Raw genomic sequence first — 24,877 nt, forward strand, 5'->3', positions numbered from 1 at the left:
GTGCGTGGGACCGATGGGCGAGGCCGCGCAGGTCTGGGTCGACTATGCCGACCCGTCGAAGCGGGAGTTTCCGGAAGCGCCGCGGTTCAGCTTCAGCCGGCGCGATGCCGTGGGCGAGCTGACCACCATCTACGCCGGCGCCGACTGGGACGAGGTGCTGGCGTCGGCCGCGGTCGAGGCGCTCGCGTGCGCCTTCGCGCGCGGGCTCGCTCTCGAGCTTACGCCCGCGCAGTGGCAGGACATGCGGCTGCGCAACCGGGTTGCTCAGCAAGGCACGTGCGCCTCGCACGACTTCGTCGATGCCAACATGGTGATGCTCGCCGCCTGGACGAACGAACGCGGGCATCCTCTGCTGCCGACCGCCGAGCCGGCCACGTTCGAGGACGATCTCGCGCGCGTGAACGCGGCGTGGAAGATCGCGACGGCGCACTATCTCACCGCCTCCGATGAGGGCGAGCGGTTCGACGCCTGGCGCCTCACTGCCCGCAACGTCGACGGCCTCGCCGCTGCTGGCGAGGAGCTGGGGAGGGTCGACGATAGCGACAGCCCGGGACGGATCTACGCGGCCGGCTTCATGGAGCGCGAGGGCGAGCAGTGGATCGTGAACGTCAGCAACTCCAGCCAGGCTTTCGACGAGCTCTTCGACGCTGAGGCGCACCTCTGGAGCATCTTCGCGTCTACCGAGAGCCGGCCTGAGGTGCGCCAGCCGCTGCGGTTGCCGCCTCCACCTTCCGCCATCCACTTTACCGTCGACGAGATCACGGTGACCGCGGACGCCATCGATCGCCGGCTGGCCGAGCTGGCCGAGCGGCTGAAAACCGTGTCGCCGCTTGAGTCGGAAGGTCTCTTTCTGGCCGAGAGCGTGCGTCGGCTGGAAGCCGCTCGGCTCAAGCTGACCGCGGCTGCTCAGCCCTGAGCGACGAGAGAGGAGAGGGGAGCAGGTGGTCGCGGGATTGGGCCCGCGAGAAGGAGACCGCCATGCTCCCCGCCTCGATCGCACCCACAGCCGCCCCGAGCGCGGTCGCTACGGTGCAGGAGCTGTTCGCCGACAGCATCACCGACGTCCTGCTCGAGCTTCTGCAGGCAGCGCGGGTCACTGGCGCTGCCCGCGTCGACGTCGCGGCGATCGGCGCAGCCGGCGACCAGCTGCTGCAGCTCACCGACGACGGCCATGGGCTTGAGGAGCCGGGCGCGATCTTCGCTCACCCGCTGCCACGGTTCGGCATCTTCAGCCTCGCCGGACGAGACGTGATCGTCCGCTCCTGGTCGCGTGCCGCACATCAAGGGTGGAGCGCGCACATCACCGCAGCGGCGTGGACGGGCAGACGCCCGATCGCGATTTCGCCCGACCCGATCCGTCGAGGAACCTCCATCACCTTCCGCATGCCGGCAACCGCCGAGGCCGTGGTCAGGGCCGCGCTGGCCGAGGCCGCATCGCTTGCGGGCATCGTCGCTACCTTCACCGGTTGAGGAGTCTGACATGGACATGCCGCCCCCCCCTGGTCGTGCTCGCCTATGGCATCGGCGTGGATAGTACCGCGCTTCTCGTCGAGCTGGTCGCACGCGGGCAGAAGCCCGACCTGGTGCTGAGCGCTGACACCGGCGTCGAGAAGCCGGCGACCTACGCCTATCTCGACGTGATCCGGCCGTGGATGGACGCTCACGGGATCCGGCACGAGCTGGTCTCGTACGTGCCCAAACGCTTCAAGCACTGGCCGCCCTATTATGGGCTGCTGGAGATGTGCCTGACCAGCGCGACGCTGCCGAGCAAGAGCCTGGGCGGGTCGAGCTGCAGCCTCAAATACAAGAAGGCGCCACAGGACGCGTATCTCGCGAGCTGGCAGCCGGCGAAAGATGCCTGGGCGCGTGGCCAGCGGGTCATTCGCCTGATCGGCTATGACGCAGGCCCGCGCGATACGCTGCGTGCCAACCACGCCTTGTCGATCGAGGACCCACTCTACGACTGCCGCTCGCCGCTGCGCGAATGGGGCTGGGACCGTGACGCTTGCGTGGCGCGCATCATCGCCGAGGGCCTCCCAGTGCCCCCAAAATCGGCGTGCTGGCTGTGCATCGCCAATCGGCCCGAGGAGATCCGCGAGCTGCCGCGCTGGTGCCTGCGCCTCATCGTGCTCGTCGAGGCGCGCGCCGCGCCGCGGCTGCATACTGTCGAGGGGCTGTGGCGCCGGTCGACCAAGGCGCGTCCGGGCCGCATGACCGACTTCATCCGCGCCGAGGGCCTGCTGCCGTCGCGCGAAATCGATCGGATCTGGCGCGACGCGCCGCTCGACCTGATCCGCTTCCAGGACGTCGCTGCCATGGTGCCGGTAGGCGAGCGGCCGACGATGCAGAGCTGGCTCGAGCGCTTCAATGCCGGATTGATGACGCGGCAAACGGGAGAGCCGCTCGCCGCGTGAAGGTCACTGATCGCTCGTGGCAGAGGCCTGGTTGACGATGACGAGCTGCCCCGGCGCGAGGCCGACGATCGTCAGGCCGACCATCGTGAGCAGGATGCTTGTCGCCAAGGCGATGAGCGGCCCGGCCGGGATGATGCGGCGCCGGTAGAGCAGGGCCATGCCCTCGAACGCGGCCGCGCCGACCAGCGCGATGATGACCGCGAAGATCTGCATCCCACCCGATTACCGAAGGGAGTCAGCATGGACAACGTCGTTCCCATCGCACACCGAGATCATCGGCACGCTCAATGATCGCTGCCGACAAGGGCTGGACCGCCGGGCACGCATCGTCATCACGCGCTCCTGCCTCGCGACCTTCGCCGAGGCCGGGGTGTCGACCCTGGTGGCGCAGACTGAGATCATGGCCGCTTTGCGGGCGCACACCTTTGACAGCGACGATCGTGAGCGGAACCGCGGCGCGTTCGAGCTGCGGGGACATACGGTCTATTTCGCGATCGACTATTACGATGAGGTACGACCCTCGGATCGCGACGGTGTCCCGCGACGAGTTCGAGGAGCTGCTCGCGCTTGCGCGATTGGCCGACGAGCCACCCAGGCCGGCGACGGATGATGATCGCTGGCGTGCCGATTATGCCGAGGCGCAGCGCCGGCGCCGTGTCGTCGGCTATCAGCAGGATCTCTTCTCCTCGACGACGATGACACACTATCGTCGCAACGCGGCCGCGCCCGAGTGGGCGCGCGCGCCAATCGAGACGACCGAGCAGAAGCTCGAGCGCATCAAGGGGGACCCGTTCGCTACCTTCGGGCCGCCGCGCTCGGACCGGCCGTCGATCCTGACACGCGCCGAACGAGACGCGATCATCCGCAAGGCCGGAAACTGGCTCAGCCTACGCCGGCGCGTGCGGCTGGTGAACGCGCCAGGCTCGGTCGATCCCGCCTTTGGCATTCAGCGTTACCTCGGGCGCGAAGGAGTCGTATGGCGTCTCTGCGGCGCTCCCTTCGACGATCACTGCTACGTCTTCTTCGACGCCGTGGGCGCGGAGCGCACCGCCAAGATCAAGATGGCGGAGCTACGGGATCTGGAGCCGGTCGAGTGAGCTGGCGCGAACCCGACCTCTTCTACGGGGACAAGCGGCCACCACGCACGCTTCCACCGATGAAGAGCTATCGGCCCGCGGCGCGCAAGGTCGCAAAGCCCTTCGCGTGGAAAAGCATGGGCGCCTGGGTCCGCCTCATGCACCGGCTGTTTGCCCTCGAGGCCCCGAGCAGCGAGCATTATTGGCGCACGCGAGAGACAGCGCGCGCACTGACCGTGGAGCGCATCCGCGAATGCCGCCACGACGACGACCTGGCCCGCTGCGAGGCGATGCTGGTGGAAGCCCGGGCAGGGTGGCTCTACGGCCTCGATCGTGCCTTTACGCGGGCGGAGCGCGGCACCCTGCTGGTCGAGGTCCGCAACCGACGCCAGCTGCTGGCGCTGGGCCGCCAGGCGCCGAAGCCGAAAGGCCCGCGCATGGACCCGCGATGCCTGCCCGACGACGCTCTCGAGCGGCTGATCCAGTCGCACGCCGACACCGGCTTGGTCGACCGACTGCGCGGTGAGCGGGAGCGACGAGCGGTTGAAAGAAGAGGGTGAGATCCGTATTATACGGATGAGGAGATCGGCCATGGTGCAGTCAGCGACAGCCGGTGAGGTCTCGAAGGCGTTTGGCCGATTCAGCCGGCGGGCGCTGGTCGAGCCGCTCACCATCACGAACCGCGGCGACGAGGCTTTGGTCCTCATGTCGATGCAGGAATATACCCGTCTGAAGAGCCGCGACCGCGTCGCGATGTCGCTCGACGAGGTCACGCAGGACATGCGCGACGCTGTCGCCGCCTCGAAGGCGCCTGAAGAGTCGAAGGCCTTCAACCACGAGCTGGATTGAGGGTGGACGTACCGACGCCGCGTCCCGGCCAGGTCATCCGCTACGAATACCTCTGGAAGCGCGAAGCCGACCGCGGCGCCGAGGACGGCCGCAAGGAGCGGCCGTGTGCGCTGCTGCTCTCGCAACAGATGCGCGACGGCCGTACCGAGGTCTTCGTCCTTCCCATCACGCACAGCCCGCCGATCGAACCCGCGTTCGCGATCGAGATCCCGCAGGCCGTGAAGCGTCGTCTCAAGCTCGACGACGAGCGGTCATGGATCATCCTGTCGGAGCTGAACCGCACACCGTGGCCGAACCAGGATACGCGGGTCGTACCCGGCTCCAAGCCAGAGACGATCGTCTATGGACAGCTGCCGGAGGCGCTCTACAACAAGGTTCGGGATCGCTGGCTGGAGCTTGTCGATCAGCGGCTAGTAAAGGTCGTCACTCGGACAGAGTAACCGATCGCAGCCGGATCGATAATAGAGCTTATGTTAAATAGAGGACATGTCTTATGAGCTTTGAGACAGCGCTCTATAGCATGACGATGCTTGTGACATCAATTAATCTGCTCGCGGCGCTCGGTCTGACGTTCATCCGGGCGCGCACGTTCCATCACCTTGTTGTCGGTGTCGTGCCCGCGCTCGGCGCGTTCGCCTTTGCGCTCGCATCATTGCTGCTGGATGACGAGATGCAGGCTGGCGTGGCTCAGGTCATCGCGCTGGGACTGCTGGGCGTATCGGCGACCTTGGCGCGCAAGCTCCCGCCTAGGACCGACCTCTTCGGCGGAAAACGCTGAAACGAAAACAGGGCCGAAGCCGATAGCAGCGGCCCCGACCCCGTCATCCAAAGGATCCTCCGTCGAAACGGCGGATGGACTGGAAGAACGCAGGCGCGTCGAATCCGGTCCGCTCCCTTTGCTATACCGATCCGGCTCAACAATCCATGAACGCCGGCGCAAGCCCGCGTCCCATCGTCGCACCACCAAGGATTACGTCATGAGCATCATCGCATCCGCCGCGCGCACGCTGGCCTCGTTCGACAATGCCTATGCCGTTGCTGTGCAGCTACGCGAGGCGACGGGCGTCGATCAGTTCGTGGTGCGAACCGGAAACCCGATCCAGCCGTTCCGCGTCTCGCGTCGCCGGCCGCAGGCGCCCGAGACGGTGCTCGCCCAGGTCGCCTGACGGCCCGCGATCAGTCGGCCGCGGAGACCCGCGCCATCAGCTGCGCGGCGGTCACGCCCTCGCACAGCGCCTCGTCGGTGACGTACCGGATTGCCAGCTTCTCTTCGCTCACGACGCGAGCCATGCGCGCACGGCGATACGTCAGGCTCTTCAGCCACGCGAGGTCCTCGAGCGCGAGTTCGAGCGGTGTCGTGTCCAGCAGGTGCCAGATCCGCATCTGATACGGGCTCTGGTCCTTCAGGATGTCGGCCAGGTCCTCGTAGCCGCGGCCTTGCTCGACGCCATTGCTGAGATCCATGGCGAGAGCGGCGAACGCCTCCTCGAGCTGGCACACCGACAGGTACGCCACGTCCAGGCCAATCCCGACCGTCGCGCCCGCCATGACCCGACGATCGACCGATAGCTCGCGATCGTTCAGCGCATCCTTCAACGGCAGATCGTAATCGTACCCGCGCATTGCGTCCTTCAACTTCATGGCCGTCCTCCTGTGGCGGGCATTGAACATAACGTGAACGGGGTACGCAAGTCCTTTTCTCATCATTCGTACAGGTGTTCGTGCCTGCAACGGCTTTCCGGCTGCACAGCTTGACCCCCGCGAAAGCATCGCAGCAATGTCGCGCCAAGAAACGGGGATGTCTGTATGACCAACATCTTGATCGCCGGCACGCTGATCGCGCTCGTGGTCGCCATCTGGAACGCAATCGCTGCCTGGCGGCATGCCTCTCAGCCCCATGACTGGCGCGTCGACCGTAGCGGGCTGCCGCAGCCGGCGAACGGCAGTCAGCTGCTCATCCTCGGCGCTGCGGCCTCGATCTCGATGATCGTGCTGCTGCTTACGCAGGCGACCACCAACGCCCTCCTCGCGGTGCTGTTCGGTTGGTCGATCGCCTTCGCGGTATTAGCCACGCGGAATCGGCGTCGATCGCAAGCCTGGTTCAACGGCCGCGACGGTTTCGGACGCTAAGCAGGGCGACCCGGCTTCACCTCGGGACGGCGATGGGCGGTTATAATCGCACGATTGTGCGACCTAGCGAGCAATCGCGGGTTGATGACCTATGTCCGTGTCCACGATCCCCTACGCACTCGTCGTCGACGACGACGCTATTATCCTCATGGACGCCTGCGGCATCCTCGAGGACGCCGGATTCCGGACGCACGAAGCCGACAACGGTGACGCTGCGATCATCATGCTCCCGGAGTATGCGCATACGATCACCCTCCTCTTCTCCGACGTCGACATGCCAGGCGACACGGACGGCTTCGCCTTGGCGCGCCACGTCGCCGAGCTCTACCCGTGGATCGAGATCGTGATCGCGAGCGGTCGCGTGAAGCCAGAAGACGGCGACATGCCCGAGAAGGCCACCTTCCTGAGCAAGCCCTTCTCCGCGCCCATGGTACACCAGCACCTTCGAAACACCTTGCCGGACGGCAAGAAGCCGGAGCCGTTGAAGACCGCCGTCTGATCGGAGCCGATCCGGCTTGGCTTCGATCCCGTAGCCGGTATGTTCGGAATGAACCCACCGGGAGGGACGATCATGGCCGAGCCTGACAGAACACGTCTCGCGATTCCCAAGACCAGCCGCCGGGATCACCGCAAGTCCGTCATGAACCTTGTCGACACGGCCTACTGGTTCGCGGTCGTCGCCTTGCTCATCTACGCAGACGTAGACCCATGGGACTGGGGAGCGTCCGCCATTGTCGTCGTTCCGATCTACGTCATTGGGCTCGGCTATCTGCGTGCGCGCCTCGGCGCGCTGCGGAGCAGCTGAGCCATGCGGCGAGAAGCGTTCTTCAGCATCGGGACGGGCCTCGCCTGCGCTTGCGTCGCTATCGCCATGTTGTGCTTCGTCAACCTGACGCCCGTCTCGTTATCCGAGGAGCGCGCCGCGCAGGTACTGGCTCGCGCAGGACCTCACGGTGCCGCTGCCTATAAGGCAGCATGGGCCGATGGCCGCCTTACCCGAAACGATATGCGCGACCTGCGCGAGCAGGCTGGCCGCGACATCGACGCCTGGATCGCTTCGGACACCGGCCGCAAGCCGAACTAAATCGCAGCGTTTCCGGTTTTGCGCTTGCGAACGGTCCTTCGCAGCTGCAGCATACTCGGGCCTTTCAGGCATCCTCTCCTAAAGACTTTTCAGGGGTCGGTTCGCCGGCCCCTTTTTTTGTCTGCCGATCGCAACCGGGTCACACTGCAAAAAGCTCAATCGCACCCGCTAGCGCGCCACTCGGGTTTCTCGAGGCAACACCACACGCTACCGATCACCTAGGAGGACGGTAGCATGAACCAGCACCGCGAAGACGCCGGCCGAGATCCTGTAGTCGACCTCGAGCGCCGCCTGCGGCGCATCACCGACCGCTACACCTGGAAGCGCATGTTCCTCTTCGGCGCTCTCCTCGTCTGGCTCATGAAGTCGTACGGCACCCTCGCCGACGAGGTCACCGGCCATTCCTACCTCGGCGTCTGGACACTGGCAGCGATCGGCTGCTGGACCGCCTCTGGGTGGTTGCTCGACCTCCCCCGCCTGCTCTTCCCCGACGTGCACGCTTTCCAGCACCTGCGCAGGCCGGCACCGCGGCGCTGAGCCGAGAGGAGCGGCTCAACCCCCAGCTAAAAGGCGTCGTCCAAGTGGCTCTCCTTCGAGCGTGACGCGATCGAAGCTATAGACGTGCTCTCGAGGGCTTTCCTCACAACGGCCGACAATCCGGCGTCTGAACTCGGGCTCCCCTCGCGCCAGCCTAACCGTTGCCGTTTGACAAATGGGACAAGGCGCGACGTAGCGCCGTAAGACCATGAATGTTTCGTCGTTCGCACGCTCTCGGTCGAGCACAACTCCTTCCGTTGCGCCGGCGAGATCGTTGGAACCAAGAAGCAACACGCGGTCGTCGAATAGCCTACCCCAGCGCGTCCATATGCCCGCAATGACCAAGGCGCCGAACCCGCCTATCGCGAGGTAGTTTGACAGCATGAACGGTACGCGCAGAACCAATGGAGCGAACGCGGTAAGAGCGAGCAGCACCATCGCTAGGCCGGCAAGGATGAGCTGCGCGAAGAACGGCGTCAGGAAGAGCCACTTCCGATAGTGCGCCCTGCTGGTGCCGACCCCCGGATGTAACGCTTTGCCGAAGATCGACAGCTGGGGTGCTTCATCGCTCAAGCGATAGCGCAGAACGGAGCCTTCAAGCAGGAACGGAATGGTCTCGCTCGCCTCCTCGATCACCTCCATGCGGTATTCGTGAGGGTTCCCATCACGGTGCCGTAACGCCAGCAACGGACCGCCCAGGGCCTCAGAAAGGCGGTTCCGATGAATCTCGAACTGCTCGAACAGCAACTTGTTTGAGACCCACACATTCGCGGTGCAACGCTCAGGCTCCAACCCAACGGCACCGCCGATCTGCTTTCGCGTGTACCAGCCGTCGCCGCTTTCGACCGTCAGCAGGAGAAGTCCTTTGAGGAAGGCTCCCGCCGGACCAGAGCGTACATGACGCTCGATCGTCTGCGCGATCGGCCCCAAATTGTGAGGACTCAGGCCGCTTTCTTCATAGCTCTGCATAGCTCTTTCGACTGCGTCCTCCCGCTCAAGCTTCGTCGCTGCTCCCACTTGGAGAGCTACGATGTTCAAGCCTTGGCCTCGCCTTATCAAGCGCATCGACGGCCCGCGTCTATGGCTCTTCGTCGACCGCTCACAACCTCGGCCGGCGATCGTGATCGAGGATCTCAGCACAGCGAGATACCGGATCACCGTCGACTACCTCGCACGCCTAAGCGAACTGATACCCGTTACGCCGAACCGCTATGAGGCGAAGCTACTCGATCAGATTACCGACGCGATGATCGACCTTGCCTTCCTCAATAAGCACGGGATGCCGGAAGAATGGTTCGTGGACCCTGCGCATTGGAGGAAGTGACTGCGGGGCCACCCCGCCCGATGGGCGGGGCCGGGCTCTAGTCGGCTGAAGCCGACCGGAGCCCCGCTGAAGCGGGTCTCCGCCGCAAGCGGTCACGATCCCTTGTCCGGGTCCTGAGACGCCTCCACGGCGCTCCTGCGGCGTCTGACGCGGAAGCGCGGCGCTGCCCCCTGCCCTCTCCTCACGCGGCCTTTCCAGCTCGGCGGGCACCGCCGGCAGCCTGCGGCTGGAGAATCATGCGCTTGCGCGCATGATGATTGTTTGTTGGGCCAATGATCTCATCGCACCCTTCGCCGTCTCTCAGTGTCTCTGCGTGCCAGACCCGTCCGACAGGGTCGGCGTCAAAGGAGAATTGCCAGCAGAGCTGGCAATGCTTTTGTTTGTTTGAAGACGCCTCAACAAGAATAACGGTTTCTACCGCTAAAGCGGCAGACACTCCGTGATTCGTGTTGACCCCGCCGGCCGCGCCTGCCTCTTGAGCCCCTGCGAGGACGGCTCCGGGTGCGATGAGATCACAGGCCGGGGCTACGCCCCCCAAACATCGTTCCTGTTCATCTGAATTGCTCGCTAGCGCGATCAATGCGTATTTGATTTGATTAGTTACGCTCCCTAGTCGGGAGCTATTTGTGCTCGGACTCACCAGGTACGATGACTAAGGTGTCAAGAAATCAATGCGCTTCAATACTTGGAGGGGAGGGGGTAAAAGAAAGATGTCGGGAGGGGAAAGGCCCCAAGCCCAGACAACAGGGGGACAGGCCCCCGCCTAGATGGAGTAAGTGCTATGAACATCGGTCAGTTCGCCGTCGTCAAGGGTCAGCTTCTCGGCTCGATCGCTACCGCCACCATCGACCTGCCGCGCCTCGGCCTGCGTGCGACCAACAGCACCAACGAGCGCGCGCCCGCCTTCGAGATCATGGTGCTGAACGTCGCCAAGCGCTGGGTGCAGATCGGCGCGCTGTGGGAGCTTAAGAGCAACAGCACCGGCGAGGTTTTCTTTCAGGGCAAGCTCGACGACCCCAGCCTGAACGAGCCGCTGCAGATCATGCTCTTCGGCAACATGGAGGAAGGTTACCGCGTCGTGTGGAACCGCCCCGAGCCGCGCCAGTCCAATCTGGACGGCAGCCGCGGCAACCGCCGCGCCGCCCGCACCGCCAACGCCGACGAGTTCGCCGGCAACGCGACCGACGATGGCCAGATCACCGACGAGCAGGTCAACGACCCGGATTACGTCCCGCAGATGTAATCCCCACCGAGACGGGCGGGGAGAGCGCAGCAACGCTCCCCCGACCCTAGCCGCCACACCCTGCCAAAGGTACGAACCATGACCAAGCCGACGACCTCCGCCCGCTTTACCAGCTTCGCCGCGATGGGCGAAGCCCTCAATCCCGCCGCGCGGGGCGACACGCCCGATTGCAGCGCGCAGGACGACAGCGCCGAGCACGACCAGAGCGCGACCGACGCGGCCGACGATGCCGCCGAGAGCCACGCCGAGGCGACCGCCACCACCAACTTTCAGGACGCGTTCGGCGACGTCGGCGCGCTGTCCATCGTCGAGGTGGGCGGCGAGCGGCAGGAATTGGACATGCCCGAGCCGATCGAGGCGCAGCACGATTGCGCGGCGATCATGGCAACCTTGTTCGACCTGTTCCGCGACACCCGCCTAGAGGCGAGCGCGCAGGCCATCGCGTGGGGCTTCGTCAATTCCTTTCACTACGAGGCGCAGAAGCTCGAGCGCGAGGAGGACCGGCTTTGCGCCGAGCTTTACGACATGACGCGCCGCATGGACCCTTCCGAAATCTTCGCGGTCGAGATGGAGGAATTGCAGCTTCGCGCCCAGACCAAGACCGAGCAGCGCGCCGCCATCGAATGCATGCGCGACTATGCCGCCGACTGCTACCGTGCGCAGTCCGGCCACCCATGGTCCCCGGCGCGCGGATCGAAGGTTTCGAGCGGAGGCACCGCAAGCCAGATTGCCGCGCTCGACTTCCTGAAAGCGCGCGCGACCGACCACCGCGAGAAGCGCAATCCCACCGGCCCGCTTGTCGTCTTTTCCGGCGGTCAGGAGTGGCACGACTGGCAACAGCTTTGGGCCAAACTCGACCAGATCAAGGCGCGCGTGCCCCATATGACGCTTTGCACCACCGCGCAGCGCAAAGGTGCCGACGCCATCGCCGCATCATGGGCCGCGAGCCGCGACGTGACCCTTATCGCCTTCACCCCGAACACCGCCCGCTATGGCAAGCGCGCCGGGTTCGTCCGCAACGAGCAGCTGGCCAACCTCAACCCGGTTGAGGCGGTTGTCTGTCAGGGTTCCGGCCTACAATCCAACCTGTTGCAGGTGCTGAAAACCGCCCGCATCCCCACCCACGCTTTCCGGATCGACGGACAGGCCCCCGCCCCCGTCGCAACCCAGCGCGCGGCGTTCGGTTGACCGGCTCGGGCGGCGCGCTCCCCCTCGCGCCGCCCTCCCCTTTCCTTGGCAGGAAACCACTAGGCCAGCGTCGGGCGAGCCCCGGCGCTGGCCTCTTTTCGCCAGCGTCGCTTAGTGGGGGAAACCCTACTGGTTTCCCCCACGCCAGGTGATCGGCCGCGCGACGCCTTGGCGCGGCCCCGGCGGGCCGCACCTGGTCGCCGCGCGCCCGATCACCTTCCCCCTTCCGGTAAGGCGCTGCCGCACGCCCGCGGCGCCGGCGAGCTGCGCCGAGATCAACCGCATGTCGTTAGGACCTGCGCGCTAGAGCGGCATCGTCCACGGCCGACCGGGGGATGACGGCCCGGCCAGCTGACGAGCGGCACCCGGGATCTGCCACCGCCACGTTGGCGACCGTCTCCCCGCTGAAAGGGGTTTCGGGTCGGCCGTGGACAACTCCCCGGCCCCACCCCGCTCGCTCGCTTCGGTCCGGCCCTTCGGCCTGCCCTTGCTACGCCTCGGCCGGGTAAGCGCCGGAGCGGGCATCGAGCCCGCCCCGGCGCTGCTGCCGCGGGGGTAAACTCTCTCTCAAGTCGTCCCAGTCTGTCGGCCGGGGCGGCGAGCCTCAAGGACGGCGGGGCCCCACCATTTTGCTACGCAAAATCGTGACCCCCACCGCCGCTGACGCGGCCGCTTCGCGGTCCTTGACCCTCGCCGCCCCGACCGACGCGTGAGCATCGTCACAGAGACGAAGGAGGAACAGACATGCAGGTCACGTTGTTTCAGGCCCTGATTTCGGCTAATATCGCCGAGGATGTGGCTGCGCGCGCAGTCGCCGCTGTCGAGGAACACATCGACATGACTGTCGGGGATGCGATCAAACCACTTCAGGCCGAGATGTCGGCACTTCGCACGACCGTGGATGCCAAGCTCGGCACCATGGAGGCGAAACTCGAAGCCGGTTTGAAGGGTATGCAGACCTCGATCGACGGCCTCAAATGGTTCCTGATCCTGCAGGGCACCGCACTGGTCGGCATCGCCAGCTACGTGCAGCTGGTCAAGTAACTCAGCGGGGCCGCGAGGCTCCGCTAACCGCCTCCAAAAACAAGGGCTACTCGGGCGACCGGGCGGCCCTTTTTGCTGCCTGCTCGGCCCCTGCCCCGGCCCGGCTCGCTCGCATCGTGCGGCCCCGTCGGGCCGCCCTCGCTACGCCTCGGCCGGGGAAGCGCCATGGCGAGCATCGAGCCCGCCCTGGCGCTGCTTACGTGACCATCGGTAAAGACGGCCTACCGGCATGGGTGATGGCCGTTTTGCCCCGCTCAGCGGGCAATACATCCTCGCCGGAGAGGAGGGAGGAAGAGAGACGGGGTTTCAACGAAGGAGGTCGAGATGACCATCACGTTCCGCGTCGACGACGGCCACAACATCCTGTCGCCCTCCCCTGCCGTCATCACCCCCGACCAGCTCGGCGCGTTGCGCGATCTGCTCGGCCGCCACGTCGTGCGCAGCGGCGTCGCGATGGTGGTTCCGATCCACGGCGATCCGGCCTCCGGATCATTCGAGATCGAGGTCCGCGTCTGCCCCCTGGCGCTCGCGTCGATCGCTCGCTGTTTCGACTGGGACCCAGCCGTCATCACTGTCGTTGACGAGGCTCAGTTCCTCGGCCGCCGCGCGCGCGTCTGGCAGTCCGAACCGGGCGGCGACATCAAGCTCGGCCTCGGCCTCAACCCCGACGCCGCGCCCGAGCTGGAGGTCGCCAACGGCAACGCCTTTGCGATCCTCGCCAGCCTCGGACTGGATGAGGAAAGTTGCGGTGTCGTGCCCATGTCGGAACTACGCGAGCGGCTCATGGACCCGCGCATCCGGCGACGGCTCGACGACGATCCGGACATAACCCGCTACGTCGAAGCGCTGACCACGATGGCAGCGCTGAGACCGGTCGATGGCGAGTACCATCTCGCATGGGCCTGACGGCCCTGCTCGACACTGACAGCGACCCACAGGGACGCCCAGCCTGACAGCTGGCGCGTCCCTTTTTTTGCCTGCCAATCTCAAGCCGGCTGCGCCTCGACCCTCGTCGAAATGAAAATGGCCGCACAGGGTAGCAGCCCCGTGCGGCCATCGCCGTGACCATCGGTGTCGAACCGGCTCAGGCTGTCGCCGTGAGCCGCTTCTCCACCTCGTCGACGCCCAGCGTCTTCACCGCCTTCATCAGCCCCTCAAGTCGATCAAGCGGGAGCTTGAGCAGCCCTGCCCTTTCGACCGTCCCGACAGCCGCCTCGCGGAGCCTCGCCGCATGCGCCTGACGGCGCTCGGCGATCTTCCGCTCGTCGGCTTCGATCGCGGCCATTTCAGCGTCCAGTGACTTCGCCATAGTCTTGCCTTTCGGTCAGGCTCATCGGCTTCTGAACGGCGCTGTTATACCGACCACGCTCGCGATCTGGAAGCCACCTCGCAGCACCAGCGAGCAACCCCGGAGACGACCCATGAAACAGCCTTGGCCACGCCTCAAAGAACCGGCGCGAAGCGCCCCTCAAAACCTGCCATTCCGCCTCACGGCGGGGCAGATCCCGGCGGAAGACCGGGACACGCCCGGAGCCTCCTCGAAGGACCTAGGGGGTCAAAGCAGCACGGAGGATTCGGGACTACAGTAGTGCACACCCTACGCAAGCTTCGCTTGCCGTTTTTCCCGGGTTTCTGCGGTCTTAGAGGCGCTCGGATGGTGATTACATTGCGGTACGCTTTGCGATACAACGTACTACACTTAGAAAACGGCGGATTTCCGCGAGTTTGAGCGTAAGACGATGTAGTACGCGTTCGTCTTAGAGGCTAGATCGATCTTGCACGTCGAAGATTGATCGAGTAAGCAAAAGGTCCTCCTTAGGACCCACCAGCCCCCCTGCTAGGAGGCTGGTTCGTTGAAAACCTCGCGCCCTTACACGCTCCGGGTGCCCCGCGACTTGCGGGAACGCATCGACGCTCAGGCCGAGCGTCAGAGGTGCCTACCATCTGAGCTAATCAGACGCGCAGTCGTCCACTACCTCGACGGTCATCAACGACTGTCGGATAGCGAGCTGCGCCACCTGCGCGTCGCCGAATATACGCAGGTCGCGCTCGACGCGATCATCCGGGAAGATCACCCGGAACTGCGCGACACGCTAGTCCTCGAGACGAACCGCCGCATGGAGAAATACCATGGCGCGTGACGACCCCAAGGGCATGCGGCGTGACATCCGCAACAACCGCCTGGCAATCCCGCAGGAGCACCATTCCTCGCGCGGCGATACGCCTCGCAATTCGGGCAATTTCACCCGCGGTTCCCAGCTCCTGAACACCCAGGTGCTGATGTGGCTGCAGGGGGCCAAACTGCCGGTCCTCATGTGGCTCGGCGTGTTCGCCCTCGCGTACGTCATCATCCTGTCCATCACCCTCGACGAGAACAACGTGCAGCTCATCTGCATGCGGATCCTCTCGAGCCTGTGGAACTGGGTCGCACTCGACAATCTGAAGCAGGTCGACCTGCGCATGCCGGACAACAGTCTGCACCGCACGATCATGGGCTACGTGCCCTACGTTCCAGAGGTCGCGCGCGCCTGGGACAAGGCGGTCCGCGGGGTGCTCGGATCGATGATGATCGCCACCTGCGTGACGGTGCCGCTGGCCATCTGGTTCGTCGATTTTTCCAAGCGCCGCGGCAAGGCAATGATCCAGGAACGCCACGAGCGCGGGGCCATGCTGGTCGAGCGCGATCTGCTCTACGCCGAGATCGTCCAGCACAACAAAATCGAGTTCGTGAAGGAGGCTCAGACCCTCTTCCCCGGCAAGACCGCGAACGAGGTGCTGAAGCTGCCGTTCGGGGCGCGGAAAGCGGGCGGCATCCACCACCCCTATCACATCGCCGGCATCCCCTACCCGCACCGGCTCGAGCAGTCGCACACGATGCTGCTCGGCACCACCGGCTCGGGCAAAACCACGGCGCTGCGCAAGCACATCCAGCAGATGCGCGAGCGCCAGGACAGCGCGGTCGTCTTCGATCTCACGGGGGCCTATGTGGAGGCCTTCTACGACCCCGAGCGCGACACGATCCTGAACCCGCTCGACGCTCGCTGCCCGGCCTGGTCGATCTTCAACGACTGCACCACCTACAGCGAATTTACCGCTGCGGCCGCGGCCCTGATCCCGTCCGATGGCGGGGCCGCCGAGCCCTTCTGGGCGCTCGCTGCACGTACCCTGTTCATCGAGATGTGCATGAAGCTCATCGAGAAGAACATGATGTCGAACCAGGCGCTGGCCGACAACCTCATGACGGCCGACCTGAAGCAGGTTCACAAGCACCTCGCCAAGACCATCGCCGACCCGATCACTGCGCCCGAAGCCGCCAAAATGGCGGAGTCGATCCGTGCCGTGTTCAACACCAACGCGCAGGTGCTCCGCTTCCTCCCCGACACCGGGCCGAGCTACTCGATCAGGGGCTGGATGACGGGCGAGAAGAAGCCCGGCTCGATCCTCTTCATCACCTCCAACTACACCGACCTCGAGATGAACCGCGCGCTGCTGACGCTGTGGTCCAACCTCGCCATCCACTCGCTCATGACGATGGCGAAAACTCGGTCGCTCAGGACCTGGTTCATGTTCGACGAGCTGGGCGCGCTGCACCGACTGCCCGCGATCGAGAGTGGCCTGCAGACCGCCCGAAACTACGGCGGGGCGATGATCCTCGGGCTGCACTCCTTCGACAAGCTGGTGCAGGTCTACGGCGAGGAAAATGCGCGCAACCTGTCGTCGCTTGCGCGCACCAAGCTCATCCTCGCTGCGGCTGATCTGGACACCGCGGAGCAGTGCGCACGATACATCGGGAACCGCGAGATCCGGCAGATGGATGAGGGGTATAGCTATGGCTATAACAGCACCCGCGACGCCTCGACGCTGACCCCCCGCAAGCAGATCGAGCCGCTCGTCATCCCCGACGACATCACGAACCTGCCGTCGATGCACGGCTTCATCAAATTCCCCGATGGTTTCCCCGCCGCGCGCATCCAGCTCGAGTGGGAGCATTACCCCAAGGTCGCCGAGGGCTTCGTGCCACGCAAACCGGACAAGCCGGACGATGCCGGGTCGGGTGTGCGCGGAGGTGGAGGCAAGCCGAAAGGTGGTGATGACGAAGGCGGGCGTGGGGAGTCGCTGGCACTGACGGAGGATGAGGTGACGCCGGCGAACGAGGCGAACAACCTCGCCGCCAGCATCCTCTCGCAGCCGACTGAAGGCGAGCTGGACCAGTCGAACGACGGTCTGTCGCTCGATGCCACCGCGCGGGGCAGCAGTGACCCGCGTGCAGCATCTTCCAGCGAGCGCTCCAGCGAGGACGATCGCGTTGAGCGGGCGCAGTCGATGAACGGCCAGAGCGTCACACCCCAGCCCGAACACCGCGACCGCGGCGACCGCCTGTCGATGGACGAACGCTCGGAGGATCTGTCGATCCGGGAGGCACGCGACGCCTTCCCCAATGAGATCGACGACGGCCTGGGCATGGGCGACTGACATGCACTCGATCGCGAGCGTGAAGTCGGCCTCTGGCGCGGCGAAATACTTCACCAAGGACGACTATGTCGCCGGTGCCTATTACACCGACGAGAAAGCCGGCGAGGTCAGCCTGTGGGGCGGCGAAGGCGCGGCCGCAGCCGGCCTCACCGGCACCGTCACGCAGGAGGCGTTCAGCAAGGTCCTGCACGGCGAGCTGCCATCGGGCGAGAAGGTCGACCAGCGCGCCGGTCGCCGCACAGGCTACGACCTCACCTTCTCGGCGCCCAAGTCGGTGTCGATCATGGCCTATGTCGCCGGCGACAAGCGCATTCTTGGTCCCGACGGCGCGCACACCAAGGCGGTCCAGCAGACGATGCGCTGGGTCGAGAAGAACCTCGCCGAGACCCGCATCACCAAGGACGGCAAGACCGAGACGGTGAAGACCGGCAACCTGGTCTATGCGCTCTTCCAGCACGACACGAGCCGCGCGCTCGACCCGCAGGCCCACATCCACGCGATCACGGCCAACATGACGATGGGGCCGGACGGCGAGTGGCACGCGCTGCACGCCGACAAGATCTGGGCCAACAACACCCTCATCGGCGCGATCTATCACGCTTACCTCCGCAACGAGCTGGAGAAGCTCGGCTACCAGCTGGTGGCCAGCGGGAAGAACGGTACGTTCGAGATCGTCGGCGTGCCGAAGGAGGTGCTCGACACCTTCAGCCAGCGCCGCGAACAGATCCTCGAGAAGGCGGCCGAGCTCGGCATCGTCTCCCCCAAGGGACGCGACGGCGTCACCGTCACCACCCGCGATCCGAAACTCAGCATCGAGGACCGCGACGGCCTGGTGCTCGAGTGGATGAAGGAGGCGGCCGAGAAGGGGTTCGACGGCAAGGAGCTGCTCGACAACGCGATGCGGCTCGCTGCCAAGATGGAGCAGCGTGAAGCCGCCGGTCCGATCGCGCGCAGCTACCATGCCATCGCTGACGCGGTGAAGGTCGCGCGCGAGACGGTGTCCGGGATGCTGCGCTCGCCCGATCCGCTGATTGATCGCGGCATCGTTCGCCTGTCGCAGACGCCCGGTCAGGCGGGCGCGCAGATCGCCGTCGCTTCGGCCATCCGCAGCCTCAGCGAGAACGAGGCTGCCATCGAGAAGAACCAGATCGCCAAGAAGGCGCTCAACTACAACATATCCGGAGTCACGATCGACCAGGTCGAGGCCCGCATCGAGCAGCTGATCGAGAAGGGCAAGCTGCTGCCGGGCGAGATCCGTCACGAGGGGCGGATGGTGGAAGCCGTGACGACGCCGGAGGCGCTCAGGACCGAGGAGAGGATCCTCGAGCGGGTCGAGGCAGGCAAGGACAGCGGAAAGGCGCTGGTGGCGCCCTCAGAGGCTCCGGACCGCCTGCAGGCCGCCTCCCCTCACCCACTCAACGAAGGCCAGCTCGCAGCCGCCACGCTGATCGTCTCCACCACCGACCGCATCGTTGCTGTCCAGGGCATCGCCGGCGCCGGCAAGTCGACCATGCTGCAGGCGGTAGCCCGCGTCGTGGAGGCCGAGGGCAAATCGGTGCTCGGCCTGGCCTTCCAGAACAAGATGGTGACCGACATGAAGCAGGGCATGGCGCGGCCCGACGCCATCCCTACTCGAGAGATGTCGGTCGACCAGATGGAGGCGGCCGGTGTCAGCGCCGAGACGATCGCTCACTTCATTTGGCACAACGAAAAACACGCCACCAACCCGAACACGCCCGCGGCGCAGGCCCGCCGCGACGAGCTGAAGGACACCGTCATCGTGGTCGACGAGACGTCGATGGTGTCGAACGATCAGATGCTGAAGATGCTGACGATCGCCGAAGCGCTCGGTATCGAGAAGATCGCCCTTATCGGCGACCGCCAGCAGCTCCTCCCCATCAACGCCGGCAAGGCGTTCGCGATGATGCAGGCGGCCAAAATCGGCATGGCGCGCATGGACGAGAACCTGCGCCAGCAGACCGACCAGCTGAAGACTGTGGCCGCCCTCGCCAACGTCGGCCGCTCCGGTCAGGCGATGAAGGTACTCGGCGACAAGGTGGTCGAGCATGAAGATCCCGCAGCGAAGGCGTCCGAGCTGTGGCTGGAGCTGACACCCGCGGAGCGGGCAGAAACTGCCATCTTCGCTTCCGGCCGCGCCACCCGAGCCGCCATCAACAAGGCGGTTCAGAAGGGCTTGCTGGATGAGGGTACGCTGAAGGGCGACGGGCTATTCATCACCGTCATCCAGAACGTCAACCTGCCCAAAGAGGACCTGCGCTACGCCCAGTCTTACGAGAAGGGGCAGCGGCTCGAGGTGAAGGGCTACGTCGCCGAGCTCGACCTCAAACGTGGCTCGGGCGAGGTGACGCGCGTCTTCGCCAATGGGAAGGTCGAGATTGTCAAAGACGGCCAACGGATCAGGTTCGATCCGCAGAAGATCGACCCCATGATCGGCCGGGATCGCATGTCGCTCGCCACGCTCGAGACGATCAAGATCCACGAAGGCGACCGCATCCGCTGGACCGACAACGACAAGGAACGCGGCATCGACAATGCCTCTCTGGCGACCATCACCGGGATCGAGGGCGGCAACGTCACCGTCGAGCTGGCGAACAAGGAGAAGCTCACGCTCGAGAAAGGCGATCCGATGATGCAGCGGATGGACCTCGCCTACTCGCTCAACATGCACATGGCGCAGGGCGTGACGACCAACAAAGCCATCACGGTGATGCTCAGTTACGAGCGCAACCTCTCCAATCAGCGCCTCTTCAACGTTGGGGTCACCCGTATCCGCTTCGACCTGACCATGGTCGTCGACAACCAGCAGAAGCTCGAGCGGCAGCTGGATCGCAATCGCGGTGACAAGACCGCGTCCTTGGAGAGCCTGGGCCGCCTCGACATCGACGGCACCTCCTCACGCAACCAGGCGGCCGACGATGCCCTGAGCGCCGCGGCCGCGTCGCTCGACCATGACGAGGTTGGCAAGACGCTCATCGACGTCGCCAGCCTCGATCTCACCGACCTGCCCGACATGGGCAAGTCGGAGACCGATTACTCCGATCCGAAGCAATTCGACGCCGACGCGCCGTCGCTCGACCATAAGAATGGCGAAGACCGCGAGAAGCCGGCCGAGCTGCGCAAGGATGACGAACTTGGGCTGCGGCCGCTCAATATGGACGATCTGAGCGCCCTGCCCGCGATGCCCGCGATCGCCGAGCAGATACCCGGATTGCCGCAGAAGCACCTTGGCCTGGACATGTGAGGACCGCCATGACCCTTATCGTTGAAGGCACCTTGGACACCCTCCCGGCTGAGGTGCTCCGAAATCTTGTCGAGCTGGCGCGGTGCGACGGCGAACGCCTGGTCATCATCGACAATGGCCACGATCTGCCTTCGGCTGTTGCCGATCCGCAGGTCGACCTCCTGCTCGACCCGGCGTTCGGAAATTGGGACTTCTTCGCCGATCACCTATCGCATCAGGATTTCGCGCGAGCGGCAGAAGCCATCACGGCGTCGCCGGACGGAGGGCAGTTCTTCCATCAGGTGACCGCGCTGCTGGTTGAGGAGTTCCTGCACAGCGAAGCCGGCGAGCCGGCCGGCAGTCTCGACGGTGTGCGGCAGCGGGCCCTATCGCTTCAACCCGGTCAGGTGAGGTCGTGGCTTGAACGCCTCGAGCTTGCATCCGGTGACGAGGCGGATCGCCTGTCCTTCTCTGTGCTCGCCTACCTCGTCCTGAGCTGCAGCTTCTGTCCGTATGAGGGCAAGCGGCCTCGCGTCTCGCTTCGGCGATGGTTGGCCGGAACGCGCGGCAGCATCCTCTTCATGGCGTGCGGCCCAGGCGGGCGCGATCCGATGATCGCCGCGGCGATCGCGTGCATCGTCGAGCTGGAGGCAGCTGCTGGTCGCACGGTCCATCTCGCGGGAAAGCCGGACGAGACCGGTCAGAACATCGCGGCGAGACGTGCCCTGCAGGTGGCAGGAGGTAGCCAATGGACCGGTCGATAGCTCTCCTCGTCGCCATCGTATGCGTCATCGCTATCCTGAAAGCGCTCGGCGCCGGCAGCCTGTTCGGCCCACCTCGACCAATAGCCAAGCGCTTCCTGACGCCGCGCGAGACAGCGATGCTGGCTGCGCTGGAGCGTGCCCTGCCCCACTGCCGTATCCACGCCCAGGTGGCGATGGGTGCGCTACTACAGGTGCCGAACAACCCGCTGCGCAAGCGGAAGCTGTCCGATCGCAACGCATTCTCGCAGAAGATCGTCGACTTCGTGGCACAGGACCGTGCGACTGGCGCGATCCTAGCGCTAATTGAGGTCGATGACCGGAGTCATCACGCCGGACAGGACCGCGTACGCGACGAGATGACCGGGTACGCCGGCTATCGTACGATCCGGATTCCCGGCCGTGTCCAACCCAACTACCACGACGTTCTCGAGATCGTAGGCCACCTCCGCCTTCCGATGTCGCCGACCCTCACTGGTCAGCCTGCATGACGCGGGTGGTTGCCAACGATGTCGCTGAGGGCGGTGATGACCTGGCCGAGCTGGCGGCCGAGTATCGTACGCTTGCCTTCAAGGTCATGGAGCGATCGAACGTCGCCGCGGCACACCTCGTCCTCGCGGCTGCCACACTGGCGCCAGAGTGTGAGCAGGAGCGCGAGGTCGCCGATTATTTTGGTGAGGTCGTCGCGGCCTTTGCCGCTCAGCTGGCGGCGATCCACCGCCGCAGGCGTCTGCAACAGCTTCGACAGGGGGAGCAGCTCGATGGGGCTCGATGATCGTGACTACATGCGCGAGCGCTATCAAAAGCGTCAGGGCCTCGACCAAGGCGACACGACTTGGAACGACAAGAAGGCACGGCGTGAGCACGCCGGCGCCGGCTACAAGAAGGCGGTGCCGCTCGGTAGCGCCAGCTGGGTTGGTAAGCCAATCAAGATGAAGGCACGCGGCAGCGGAGGCGGTGCGTGGTTCGCCGCTAAGAACCGCGGTTTCGATTATCAGAAGGGACGCTTTCGCCCTTCTCCTCCGCTCTTCAAACCGCATCCTTTGCAGGGATTGGTGCTGCTGCTGTCAGCTGTCGGCATCCTCATCCCGGCGTATCGCGAGGCAAAGAGGGCGGGCTGGTTTCCTGACAGAACACCAGAGATCGCGTTCCCCGCCACTGGGACTGTCACCGTGAGCAACGACGTGAATCCGCGCAGTGCGACCTCACGGATGACGGTCGCGACCGACCAGGCCAACGCCGTCGTCCAGCTTTTCGAGCGCGAAACTGACGCTCACGTCATCTCGGTCTATGTTCACCGTAACGATGATGTCACAGTCCCCGTGCCTCCTGGCACCTACCGGATGAAGATCATCGAAGGGGACAAATGGCACGGCACGACGAGCTATTTCGGACCATCGACGACGTACGAGACGGTCAAGCGACCGATGGTCTTCACTCGCCGGCGCAGCGCCGGGATCGACCTGCATCGATCGCCGGCCGGCACTCTCCATACGAGCATCAACATCAGAGATCCGAAGCCACTGAATTGAACCAAGGGAGGGTACAATGCAAAAGACACTCGCACTCATATCGCTGTTCGCGCTGACAACGGCGCCGGCGCCGGCGCTGGCACAGAAGACCGGCAAGGGCGGCATCGGCATCGACGAGACCACTGAGGTGCCGCGATGCGACCGTTCGCTCGGGACAATCGCGCTGGTAGAAGAACGTGCTGCAGGCGGCACCGAGGAGGGCCTGCCGCCTGGCCTAGCCGCAATGATGCGGATGGCGCAGGCGCAGAATGGCGGCAACCAGCGTGTCGATCCCCTCCCCCTTCTCAAGCTACTGGTAGCTCAGTCGGGCTGTTTCCAGGTGGTCGATCGCGGCGAGGGCTTCGACGCTCTTCAGCGTGAACGGCAGCTCGCTGCAGGTGGTTCGGTTGCTGGAGCGAACAACCAGGCGACCCTCAAGGCGGCTGACTATCTCTTGCAGGCGAAGGTGCTCTACTCGGACAATGATTCCGGTGGCAGCGGGGGCGGGCTCGGGTCGATGTTCCCCGGCGGTCTCGGCTTCAAGCAGAAGGTCAAATCGAGCCAGACAATGCTCACCTTGGTCGAGGTGAAGACCGGCATTCAGCAGGCGATCGCGACCGGGTCGGCTCGGAAGAAGGACATCTCCGTACTTGGTGGGGGCCTCCTCAACAACGCCGGCGTCGGCGCACTCGGCGGAACCTACACCAGCACCGACATGGGGAAGATCACCTCGCTTGCCATGCTCGACGCCTTCCGGAAGCTGACGACGCAGGCGCAATCCCGCATCGCACCCGCGGCTGCACCAGCTCCTGTTCCATCATCGCCGGCCACGGGAACGTCTCAACCTGCCGCCAACCAAGCGGTCCCGGCCCCAATCGCCCCGAGGCAGTGAAGAGAGAGGGGAGGAAAGGACGGATGGTCGAGGTGCCGTCCGGACCCACCCTCCCCTCCCCTCCTAATCAAAGGCGCAGCGATGAAGCCGCAGACCCGCCAACACGATCTATTTGAGCCGACGGCAGATAGCTGGTGCGATGGCGCGGTGTCGAAGGCGCCGGAGTGGCCGGCTCCGCCCATCGCCATACCGTGCGGCTTCACCGCCAAAAATAATCGCCCTTGTCACCGGCTCGCCCATCGACCGGTCATGATCGAAGGCGAACATCTCACGTGCCGAGGGCGCCCGATGCTCTTCTGCGACCCGGCCTGCTATGAAGGCCTTCAGCCGACGGACGACGCCGCGGCGAGGAAGCCGTCGTAAAGTCATATGCAGCACGTACGTAACCTCAGCTCGCCAGTTTGCGGCTACTGCCGAACGCCATTTAAGCCGTGGCCACCGGGAGGCCTCATTGAGCCCTGCCAATCATGCAAGCGGCCGTCTGCTTTCATCACGATTTCTTGGGCTCGACCAAGCCGCATATTGGTCACTGGTCTGCTGAGCGCCGGGACGTCCCTCTACGGTACTGCCACATTGAGCTTGGTCCTAGCGTTCATAATCGCCCCCTCCTCCGCTCGCGAGTTTGTTAAAGCCTTCACCCTCCTCCTTTTTCTCATCGGATCGGTGCTCGCGGTGGACGGCATACTAGCCTTGCGGACGGGCGTTGATTTGACCTGGCGCCGGCTACGGTATCGAACGGCAGCGAAGATGATGGGCGCCGGCAAGCTCGCTGCCTCTGCGTTCGCACTCATGCTGGTGCTTACGGGTATCAGCATCTAATCAGCTGAACAGGTATGTGGAAATACCCGGTATTTGCGATTATCCGGTTAGCTACCTGGTTCAAGATCGAACCCTACTGCTTACGCGTGAGCTAGATGCGGGCTCGTGTCGGCGCTTGAACCCTCAAACGCGCGTCGCCGAACCTCATGCGATCGGCATCAATCCGGACCTTCGCCCACGGGTACGCCAGGTTACCGGATAGGCACAGCGACCGGATAAGCCGCCTTACCGGATTTGAGCGAAAATCGGGTTGCGGCACGAACCCGGTAGCGTCTATTACCTGATTAGCGA

At 64.8% G+C, this 24,877-nt stretch carries 33 protein-coding genes; 29 read left to right on the plus strand and 4 right to left on the minus strand.

Features of this window, described 5'->3' with window-relative positions; translation table 11 throughout:
* The 3 genes from EV292_RS17940 to EV292_RS17950 all read left to right on the plus strand — a co-directional run.
* A partial coding sequence (locus EV292_RS17940) for a hypothetical protein (protein WP_207913473.1) occupies window positions 1-916 on the plus strand: 916 nt, incomplete at its 5' end.
* A gap of 62 nt (window positions 917-978) precedes the next feature.
* Window positions 979-1,470, plus strand: a complete 492-nt coding sequence (locus EV292_RS17945) for a hypothetical protein (RefSeq protein WP_132910636.1) — start codon at window positions 979-981, stop codon at window positions 1,468-1,470.
* The gene (locus tag EV292_RS17950; protein WP_243693845.1) at window positions 1,467-2,414 is read left to right on the plus strand and encodes a hypothetical protein; all 948 of its coding nucleotides are present in this window, start codon (window positions 1,467-1,469) and stop codon (window positions 2,412-2,414) included. Before EV292_RS17945 ends, EV292_RS17950 begins: the two co-directional genes overlap by 4 nt.
* 3 nt (window positions 2,415-2,417) lie before the next feature.
* Here the strand turns inward: EV292_RS17950 and EV292_RS17955 are convergent, their stop codons facing one another.
* Window positions 2,418-2,627 (minus strand): hypothetical protein, encoded by a 210-nt coding sequence (locus EV292_RS17955; protein WP_132910637.1) that lies wholly within the window; start codon window positions 2,625-2,627, stop codon window positions 2,418-2,420.
* Here EV292_RS17955 and EV292_RS22755 point away from each other — a divergent pair.
* The 7 genes from EV292_RS22755 to EV292_RS17985 all read left to right on the plus strand — a co-directional run bounded on the left by EV292_RS22755 (window position 2,608) and on the right by EV292_RS17985 (window position 5,505).
* Window positions 2,608-3,024 carry a hypothetical protein gene (locus EV292_RS22755; RefSeq protein ID WP_165927172.1) on the plus strand — a complete coding sequence of 139 codons (417 nt, stop codon included), beginning with the start codon at window positions 2,608-2,610 and terminating at the stop codon, window positions 3,022-3,024. The genes EV292_RS17955 and EV292_RS22755 overlap by 20 nt on opposite strands.
* Window positions 2,948-3,511: a hypothetical protein gene (locus EV292_RS17960; RefSeq protein ID WP_243693846.1), complete on the plus strand. Its 564-nt coding sequence runs from the start codon at window positions 2,948-2,950 to the stop codon at window positions 3,509-3,511. Before EV292_RS22755 ends, EV292_RS17960 begins: the two co-directional genes overlap by 77 nt.
* On the plus strand, window positions 3,508-4,050 hold the full coding sequence (locus EV292_RS17965; RefSeq protein ID WP_132910638.1) for a hypothetical protein: 543 nt from the start codon (window positions 3,508-3,510) through the stop codon (window positions 4,048-4,050). Before EV292_RS17960 ends, EV292_RS17965 begins: the two co-directional genes overlap by 4 nt.
* A gap of 31 nt (window positions 4,051-4,081) precedes the next feature.
* Window positions 4,082-4,339 carry a type II toxin-antitoxin system Phd/YefM family antitoxin gene (locus tag EV292_RS17970; RefSeq protein WP_132910639.1) on the plus strand — a complete coding sequence of 86 codons (258 nt, stop codon included), beginning with the start codon at window positions 4,082-4,084 and terminating at the stop codon, window positions 4,337-4,339.
* A 2-nt stretch (window positions 4,340-4,341) separates the two neighbouring features.
* Complete coding sequence (locus EV292_RS17975) at window positions 4,342-4,779, plus strand: hypothetical protein (RefSeq protein WP_132910640.1); 438 nt, start codon at window positions 4,342-4,344, stop codon at window positions 4,777-4,779.
* Window positions 4,780-4,832: 53 nt separating this feature from the next.
* A complete protein-coding gene (locus EV292_RS17980) occupies window positions 4,833-5,117 on the plus strand; it encodes a hypothetical protein (protein WP_165927173.1) in 285 nt (94 codons plus the stop codon).
* Between the two features lie 199 nt (window positions 5,118-5,316).
* Window positions 5,317-5,505 carry a hypothetical protein gene (locus EV292_RS17985; protein ID WP_132910642.1) on the plus strand — a complete coding sequence of 63 codons (189 nt, stop codon included), beginning with the start codon at window positions 5,317-5,319 and terminating at the stop codon, window positions 5,503-5,505.
* Between the two features lie 10 nt (window positions 5,506-5,515).
* On the opposite strand, the gene EV292_RS17990 is transcribed toward EV292_RS17985, so the two are convergent.
* Window positions 5,516-5,980, minus strand: coding sequence for a hypothetical protein (locus EV292_RS17990; protein WP_132910643.1), 465 nt, complete (start codon window positions 5,978-5,980; stop codon window positions 5,516-5,518).
* 165 nt (window positions 5,981-6,145) lie between these two features.
* Between EV292_RS17990 and EV292_RS17995 the strand changes: the two genes are divergently transcribed.
* From EV292_RS17995 to EV292_RS18015, 5 genes are all read left to right on the plus strand, one after another.
* A complete protein-coding gene (locus EV292_RS17995) occupies window positions 6,146-6,469 on the plus strand; it encodes a hypothetical protein (RefSeq protein WP_132910644.1) in 324 nt (107 codons plus the stop codon).
* 91 nt (window positions 6,470-6,560) lie between these two features.
* Window positions 6,561-6,968 (plus strand): response regulator, encoded by a 408-nt coding sequence (locus tag EV292_RS18000; protein ID WP_132910645.1) that lies wholly within the window; start codon window positions 6,561-6,563, stop codon window positions 6,966-6,968.
* 72 nt (window positions 6,969-7,040) lie between these two features.
* A complete protein-coding gene (locus EV292_RS18005; protein WP_132910646.1) occupies window positions 7,041-7,274 on the plus strand; it encodes a hypothetical protein in 234 nt (77 codons plus the stop codon).
* Window positions 7,275-7,277: 3 nt separating this feature from the next.
* Window positions 7,278-7,553 (plus strand): hypothetical protein, encoded by a 276-nt coding sequence (locus EV292_RS18010; RefSeq protein WP_132910647.1) that lies wholly within the window; start codon window positions 7,278-7,280, stop codon window positions 7,551-7,553.
* Window positions 7,554-7,787: 234 nt separating this feature from the next.
* Window positions 7,788-8,090: a hypothetical protein gene (locus EV292_RS18015; protein ID WP_132910648.1), complete on the plus strand. Its 303-nt coding sequence runs from the start codon at window positions 7,788-7,790 to the stop codon at window positions 8,088-8,090.
* A gap of 15 nt (window positions 8,091-8,105) precedes the next feature.
* Here the strand turns inward: EV292_RS18015 and EV292_RS18020 are convergent, their stop codons facing one another.
* Window positions 8,106-9,059, minus strand: coding sequence for a hypothetical protein (locus tag EV292_RS18020; protein WP_132910649.1), 954 nt, complete (start codon window positions 9,057-9,059; stop codon window positions 8,106-8,108).
* A 61-nt stretch (window positions 9,060-9,120) separates the two neighbouring features.
* On the opposite strand from EV292_RS18020, the gene EV292_RS18025 reads away from it, so the two are divergent.
* From EV292_RS18025 to EV292_RS18045, 5 genes are all read left to right on the plus strand, one after another.
* A complete protein-coding gene (locus tag EV292_RS18025; protein ID WP_132910650.1) occupies window positions 9,121-9,414 on the plus strand; it encodes a hypothetical protein in 294 nt (97 codons plus the stop codon).
* Between the two features lie 781 nt (window positions 9,415-10,195).
* The gene (locus tag EV292_RS18030; protein WP_132910651.1) at window positions 10,196-10,657 is read left to right on the plus strand and encodes a DUF736 domain-containing protein; all 462 of its coding nucleotides are present in this window, start codon (window positions 10,196-10,198) and stop codon (window positions 10,655-10,657) included.
* A gap of 78 nt (window positions 10,658-10,735) precedes the next feature.
* Window positions 10,736-11,845, plus strand: coding sequence for a DUF2493 domain-containing protein (locus EV292_RS18035; protein WP_132910652.1), 1,110 nt, complete (start codon window positions 10,736-10,738; stop codon window positions 11,843-11,845).
* Window positions 11,846-12,589: 744 nt separating this feature from the next.
* Window positions 12,590-12,889, plus strand: a complete 300-nt coding sequence (locus EV292_RS18040; protein ID WP_132910653.1) for a hypothetical protein — start codon at window positions 12,590-12,592, stop codon at window positions 12,887-12,889.
* A 324-nt stretch (window positions 12,890-13,213) separates the two neighbouring features.
* Window positions 13,214-13,795 (plus strand): hypothetical protein, encoded by a 582-nt coding sequence (locus tag EV292_RS18045; protein WP_132910654.1) that lies wholly within the window; start codon window positions 13,214-13,216, stop codon window positions 13,793-13,795.
* Window positions 13,796-13,973: 178 nt separating this feature from the next.
* Here EV292_RS18045 and EV292_RS18050 read toward each other — a convergent pair whose 3' ends face one another.
* Window positions 13,974-14,198, minus strand: a complete 225-nt coding sequence (locus EV292_RS18050) for a hypothetical protein (protein ID WP_132910655.1) — start codon at window positions 14,196-14,198, stop codon at window positions 13,974-13,976.
* Between the two features lie 544 nt (window positions 14,199-14,742).
* On the opposite strand from EV292_RS18050, the gene EV292_RS18055 reads away from it, so the two are divergent.
* The 9 genes from EV292_RS18055 to EV292_RS18095 all read left to right on the plus strand — a co-directional run bounded on the left by EV292_RS18055 (window position 14,743) and on the right by EV292_RS18095 (window position 24,130).
* Entirely contained in the window at window positions 14,743-15,030 is a 288-nt protein-coding gene (locus EV292_RS18055; protein WP_243693847.1) for a hypothetical protein, read from the plus strand.
* Window positions 15,020-17,362: a type IV secretion system DNA-binding domain-containing protein gene (locus tag EV292_RS18060; protein WP_243693848.1), complete on the plus strand. Its 2,343-nt coding sequence runs from the start codon at window positions 15,020-15,022 to the stop codon at window positions 17,360-17,362. Before EV292_RS18055 ends, EV292_RS18060 begins: the two co-directional genes overlap by 11 nt.
* 1 nt (window position 17,363) lies before the next feature.
* Window positions 17,364-20,624: a MobF family relaxase gene (mobF, locus tag EV292_RS18065; protein ID WP_132910656.1), complete on the plus strand. Its 3,261-nt coding sequence runs from the start codon at window positions 17,364-17,366 to the stop codon at window positions 20,622-20,624.
* 8 nt (window positions 20,625-20,632) lie between these two features.
* Window positions 20,633-21,367 carry a type IV secretion system DNA-binding domain-containing protein gene (locus tag EV292_RS18070; protein WP_132910657.1) on the plus strand — a complete coding sequence of 245 codons (735 nt, stop codon included), beginning with the start codon at window positions 20,633-20,635 and terminating at the stop codon, window positions 21,365-21,367.
* The gene (locus EV292_RS18075) at window positions 21,352-21,855 is read left to right on the plus strand and encodes a DUF2726 domain-containing protein (protein WP_132910658.1); all 504 of its coding nucleotides are present in this window, start codon (window positions 21,352-21,354) and stop codon (window positions 21,853-21,855) included. The genes EV292_RS18070 and EV292_RS18075 overlap by 16 nt, the downstream gene beginning before the upstream one ends.
* Window positions 21,852-22,139: a hypothetical protein gene (locus tag EV292_RS18080; RefSeq protein ID WP_132910659.1), complete on the plus strand. Its 288-nt coding sequence runs from the start codon at window positions 21,852-21,854 to the stop codon at window positions 22,137-22,139. Before EV292_RS18075 ends, EV292_RS18080 begins: the two co-directional genes overlap by 4 nt.
* The gene (locus tag EV292_RS18085) at window positions 22,126-22,896 is read left to right on the plus strand and encodes a hypothetical protein (RefSeq protein ID WP_132910660.1); all 771 of its coding nucleotides are present in this window, start codon (window positions 22,126-22,128) and stop codon (window positions 22,894-22,896) included. Before EV292_RS18080 ends, EV292_RS18085 begins: the two co-directional genes overlap by 14 nt.
* 16 nt (window positions 22,897-22,912) lie before the next feature.
* On the plus strand, window positions 22,913-23,767 hold the full coding sequence (locus tag EV292_RS18090) for a CsgG/HfaB family protein (protein WP_132910661.1): 855 nt from the start codon (window positions 22,913-22,915) through the stop codon (window positions 23,765-23,767).
* Between the two features lie 81 nt (window positions 23,768-23,848).
* The gene (locus EV292_RS18095) at window positions 23,849-24,130 is read left to right on the plus strand and encodes a hypothetical protein (protein ID WP_132910662.1); all 282 of its coding nucleotides are present in this window, start codon (window positions 23,849-23,851) and stop codon (window positions 24,128-24,130) included.
* The last annotated feature ends 747 nt before the right edge of the window (window positions 24,131-24,877 follow it).

This window comes from Sphingomonas sp. BK235 (assembly GCF_004345855.1).
In the GTDB taxonomy this organism is placed as follows: Bacteria; Pseudomonadota; Alphaproteobacteria; order Sphingomonadales; family Sphingomonadaceae; genus Sphingomonas.